The organism is Pseudoflavonifractor sp. 60 (genome assembly GCF_009911645.1).
Classification (GTDB): Bacteria; Bacillota; Clostridia; order Oscillospirales; family Oscillospiraceae; genus Lawsonibacter.
The window spans coordinates 1-4803 of sequence record NZ_QWKI01000297.1; the positions used below are offsets into that span (position 1 = coordinate 1).

Consider the following 4803-nt stretch of genomic DNA (forward strand, 5'->3'; position numbering starts at 1 on the left):
AGACGCCTCAGCAAAGATTATGAAATCTCCGTTTCCTCTGCTGAGGCTATGGTCATAATTTCTCATTTCCACACGCTACTCAAACGCTTATGAATACAGCTTCTAAAGTTTAACGGCCTGGTATATCCTGGTCCTCCGGTGCATAAGCTCAAATCGTGGACAGGCAAAGCTGTTGCCAAACTGTAACTCTTTTTTCACCGTCTCGTAACGAGTTCGATAAGAAGGTAACAGAACATTCGTGCTATCATGGTATTGCTAACAAAATGACCCGTTGCCAGATTGGGAAAGGAGGTCTCCCGATGAAAAAAGTAATTACCGCCGTCCTCATTGCCGCTGTGCTCATTTTACCCCTGAGCGCCGCCGCCCTGACCAGCCAAGAGGAGGCCCCCGTCCAGAGCGCCGCTGAGAGCTTTCTTCCCGGCAGCGTACCCGCCGAGCTCTCCCCCGCCGACTCCATGGGGCCCGCCCTCCACGGCGTTCTGCTTGCCATGCTGAACCACGACGTTTCCGCCTTTGGCCCGGCGGACGCTGGCCTGGCCTGGGAGAGCTTGTACAATATGCTCTCCCTCTACGGACAGCTGGACAGCCGCAGCGAGACGCTGGAAGACGACCTGCTCCTCCCCAGCGAGACTGTGCAGGACTACGCCGCCGCCCTGGATCTCCTCCTGGCCAAGATGTCCCCTCTGCCCGCCGCCCTGACGGACCGGATCACCTACAACCGGACTCAGGACGCCTACCGGGTGGTCTGTGGCAGCGACGGACTGGCCCAGCTCCAGGTACAGCAGACCCGCACCTCCGGCGATGTCCTCCAGCTCACCGGCGCCCTGATCTACGAGGTAGACGGCCAGGAGCTGGCCCGGTTCCAGGCGGAGCTCCAGCCCCGAGACAATATGTTCGGCTATGCCGTCACCGCACTGGTATTGAACTGATTTCAAAAAATAAAGCACAAAACAGTGAGAGAGCCCCAGGCCCTCTCACTATTTTTGGCTCCAAAATGAAATCTCTTCCCTCTGCCCGGGTCACTTGCGGAAAAACGTGCTCATCTCCTGGAAGCATCGGGGACACACGTTCTTCCCCCGGAACTCGATGATGTCCTTCTCATTGTCGCAGAAGATACAGGCAGGCTGGAATTTCTTCAGCACAATGGAAGGGCCGTCCATGTAGATCTCCAGGGAATCCTTCTCCTCGATATCCAGTGTGCGGCGCAGTTCAATGGGCAGTACGATCCGGCCCAGTTCGTCCACCTTTCGGACAATGCCTGTGGATTTCATGTAAATGCCTCCTTTTATGTGATTCAAACCCGAGACGGACGCTCCGCCCCAACGTCAACTTCTCTCTCTCCTATTGTAACGGGAAAGAAATTCCGTGTCAACTGTTTCTATCGGGCAAAATAGGGTGAAAAATGTAGAATTTTTGTAGAAAAGGGGAGAAGGGCTGGATTTTTTTGTAAATTATTGGTTAATCCACAGACATGATTTTCCAGTTGCTCCCGTATAGTAGAGCAAAAGGAGGCGAATATGTTGACAATGACAATTATCTGGACCGGAATGGTGGTCCTCTCCATCCTGTGCGGTCTGGTCCTGGGACGGGGACCCGAGGTGGCGGCGGCGGCGGCGGCGGGGGCCGCCGCGGGGGTTGAGCTGGCCCTGTCCATCGCGGGGATGCTGTGTCTGTGGACGGGGGTCATGGAGGTCATGCGCCAGTCGGGGCTGTCGGAAAAACTCTCCCGGCTGCTCGCCCCCATCCTGCGCCGCCTCTTCCCCCAGGCCGCTCGGGACCGGGCGACCATGGACGCCATCTCCGCCAACGTGTCCGCAAACCTGCTGGGGCTGGGCAGCGCCGCAACCCCCCTGGGACTCCAGGCCGCCCGCCGTCTGGCTGCCAAGAGCCCAGGGGTCGCCTCCGACTGCCTGTGTATGCTGGTGGTCTGCAACACCGCCTCCATCCAGCTTATCCCCACCACAGTGGCCACTGTCCGGGCCGCCCAAGGCTGCGCCGCCCCCTTCGATATTCTGCCCGCCGTTTGGCTGGCCTCCGTCCTCTCCGTGGGGGTTGGCATCCTGGCCTGCAAACTCTTTGCCCGCATATGGAGGGGTTGACATGGACCTGTTCTTTACCATGCTGGTGCCGCTGACCATCGGGACCATCGCCGTCTACGCCGCCTTTCACCGGGTTGATGTCTACTCCGCCCTGGTCCAGGGGGCGGCCTCCGGGCTGGAGACTCTGGTGCGTATTGTCCCCGCCCTCATCGGACTGCTGACGGCGGTCTATATGCTCCGGGCGTCGGGAGCGCTGGAGCTGCTGGCCCGGCTCCTGGCTCCGGTGATGGACCGGCTGGGCCTGCCCTCGGAGCTGCTCCCCCTGATGCTGGTGCGGCCCATCAGCGGCTCGGCGGCCCTGGGCGTGGGGGCGGAGCTCATCTCCACCTACGGCCCCGACTCCCAGCTGGGCCGGATGGCAGCGGTGATGCTGGGCTCCACCGAGACCACCTTCTACACCATCGCCGTCTACTTCGGCGCGGTGGGTATTTCCAAAACCCGGTACGCCGTCCCTGCCGCCCTGTGCGCCGACCTCACCGGATTTCTGGCCGCCGCCTGGGCGGTCCGCCTCTGCTTCGCTCCATAAAAAAATGACGCTCCTGTCCAACGCAGGAGCGTCAAGCGGGTTCAGATCAGCCGCCAAACATGGGAGTGGAGAGGTAGCGGTCGCCGGTGTCGGGCAGGAGAGCCACAATGGTCTTCCCCGCGTTCTCGGGCCGCCTGGCCAGCTGGATCGCCGCCCACAGGGCCGCGCCGGAGGAGATACCCACCAGCACGCCCTCCTTTTGGCCTGCCAGCCTGCCGGCTGCAAAGGCGTCGTCATCCGCCACGGCGATGATCTCGTCGTAGACCTGGGTGTTCAGCACCTGGGGGACAAAGCCTGCGCCGATGCCCTGGATGGCGTGCTTGCCCGCCGTCCCCTGGCTCAGCACCGGGGAGGAGGCTGGCTCCACCGCCACCACCTTCACCGCCGGATTCCGGCTCTTCAAATACATGCCCACTCCGGTAATGGTGCCGCCGGTACCCACGCCGGCCACAAAAATATCCACCTCACCGTCGGTGTCCTCCCAGATCTCAGGGCCGGTGGACGCCTGGTGGGCCGCAGGGTTGGCGGGGTTGACAAACTGGCCGGGAATAAAGCCGCCGGGAATCTCTCTGGCCAGCTCCTCCGCTTTCTCAATGGCCCCCTTCATGCCTTTGGCCCCCTCGGTGAGGACCAGCTCCGCACCGTAGGCCTTCATCAGCTGGCGGCGCTCCACACTCATGGTCTCTGGCATGACGATGATGGTGCGATAGCCCCGGGCGGCAGCCACCGAGGCCAGGCCGATGCCCGTGTTGCCGGAGGTGGGCTCGATGATGACGGAGCCCGCCTTCAGCGTCCCCCGGGCCTCGGCGTCGTCAATCATGGCCTTGGCAACCCGGTCCTTCACGCTGCCCGCCGGATTCAGGTACTCCAGCTTGGCCAAAACGCGGGCCTTCAGTCCCTCCTCCCGCTCCACATGGGTCAGCTCCAACAGGGGCGTCCTGCCAATCAGCTGGTCCACCGATGTATAGATATTGCTCATATCATTTCCTCCTTGCCCGGGGGCCGCCTTTAAACCAATTACCCCCGTAGGTTTATTTACATTATATTCCTCTCCTCCAGGTGTGTCAATATGAAATCTAAAAAGCTTTCATTGAATACCTACTAACCCTATTGTATAATAGGATAACAAGAAGGAGGAGCGGATATGCTGATTTCTACACGGGGCCGCTACGCCCTGCGGGTGATGATCGACCTGGCAGAGCACCAGACGGATGGCTTCATTCCCCTGAAAATCCTTGCGGCGCGGCAGGAAATTTCGGAAAAATATCTGGAAAACATCATTAAGCTGCTGGTGAAGGCCGGCCTGCTCAACGGAGTGCGGGGCAAGGGCGGGGGCTACCGGCTGACCCGGCCGCCGGAGCAGTACACCGTGGGCGCCATCCTCCGGCTGACGGAGGAGTCGCTGGCTCCAGTCTCCTGCGTGGACCCCGCCGCCTCCGCCTGCGTCCGCGCAGCGGAGTGCCGCACGTTGCCCATGTGGCAGGGGCTGAATCAGGTGATCAACGACTACCTGGACCACATTACAGTGGCCGACCTGATGCAGCAGGGCGAGGCCGGAAACGACTACATCATCTAAAGCGCCATCTTCATAAAGCCGCCCATATTGGGAGGAACTTCGTAAGGAAGTTCCTCCCAAAACATTTATGAAGTCAGCCGAGAGTGATTGAATTGCAGGAAATTTCAACATATCGGAGGACTACAATTATGGAAAAGTCATTCTTCATGCAGATGAGCGGAACCTACCAACAACAAGGTGATTATTTCTTACCCAACCTCTCCACTCCAGAAAGTGTCCCTGTTGGCATTTGGGGGCAGTGGAGGAAGCACTACTTGAAAACACAGCGGGAACCTATCTATACCGCCTTGCTTCTCAGTGGCAAGCTGGACAGCCATTTGGCTGAGACGGATACCCAGGCCGAAACTATGTTCTTTCAGTTAGTGAAACAACTGGCGGAACAGGAAGGCATTACGGAGCAGCTTAAAATTGAAAATCAAATGGAATGGGTGGGGCGTATGAATAACATCCGTGACAGAGCAACGGAAATCGTTCATGCTGAACTTATCTTTACCTGATGGACAAAAGGGGCGCAAGGCAAATCCGCCTTGCGCCGTTGGAAATCCGTGGTATAATGGACAGAGAAAACGATCCAGGAGGGCCACATCATGCCGGAACATCTC

Annotated in this window: 7 protein-coding genes; 5 read left to right on the forward strand and 2 right to left on the reverse strand. The window is 59.2% G+C overall.

Translation table 11 applies throughout. The features are described from left to right. The first annotated feature begins 299 nt into the window (after positions 1-299). Positions 300-929 carry a hypothetical protein gene (locus tag D1646_RS21800; RefSeq protein ID WP_160638439.1) on the forward strand — a complete coding sequence of 210 codons (630 nt, stop codon included), beginning with the start codon at positions 300-302 and terminating at the stop codon, positions 927-929. A gap of 90 nt (positions 930-1019) precedes the next feature. Here D1646_RS21800 and D1646_RS21805 read toward each other — a convergent pair whose 3' ends face one another. Then, positions 1020-1271 carry an AbrB/MazE/SpoVT family DNA-binding domain-containing protein gene (locus D1646_RS21805; protein ID WP_160638440.1) on the reverse strand — a complete coding sequence of 84 codons (252 nt, stop codon included), beginning with the start codon at positions 1269-1271 and terminating at the stop codon, positions 1020-1022. A gap of 246 nt (positions 1272-1517) precedes the next feature. On the opposite strand from D1646_RS21805, the gene D1646_RS21810 reads away from it, so the two are divergent. After that, the gene (locus D1646_RS21810; protein ID WP_347565273.1) at positions 1518-2099 is read left to right on the forward strand and encodes a nucleoside recognition domain-containing protein; all 582 of its coding nucleotides are present in this window, start codon (positions 1518-1520) and stop codon (positions 2097-2099) included. Position 2100: 1 nt separating this feature from the next. After that, a complete protein-coding gene (locus D1646_RS21815; protein ID WP_160638441.1) occupies positions 2101-2625 on the forward strand; it encodes a nucleoside recognition domain-containing protein in 525 nt (174 codons plus the stop codon). 46 nt (positions 2626-2671) lie between these two features. Here the strand turns inward: D1646_RS21815 and cysK are convergent, their stop codons facing one another. Next, entirely contained in the window at positions 2672-3604 is a 933-nt protein-coding gene (gene cysK / locus D1646_RS21820) for a cysteine synthase A (protein ID WP_160638442.1), read from the reverse strand. A 165-nt stretch (positions 3605-3769) separates the two neighbouring features. Between cysK and D1646_RS21825 the strand changes: the two genes are divergently transcribed. Then, positions 3770-4201: an Rrf2 family transcriptional regulator gene (locus D1646_RS21825; protein WP_160638443.1), complete on the forward strand. Its 432-nt coding sequence runs from the start codon at positions 3770-3772 to the stop codon at positions 4199-4201. A 128-nt stretch (positions 4202-4329) separates the two neighbouring features. Further along, positions 4330-4698 carry a TnpV protein gene (locus D1646_RS21830; protein ID WP_160638444.1) on the forward strand — a complete coding sequence of 123 codons (369 nt, stop codon included), beginning with the start codon at positions 4330-4332 and terminating at the stop codon, positions 4696-4698. The last annotated feature ends 105 nt before the right edge of the window (positions 4699-4803 follow it).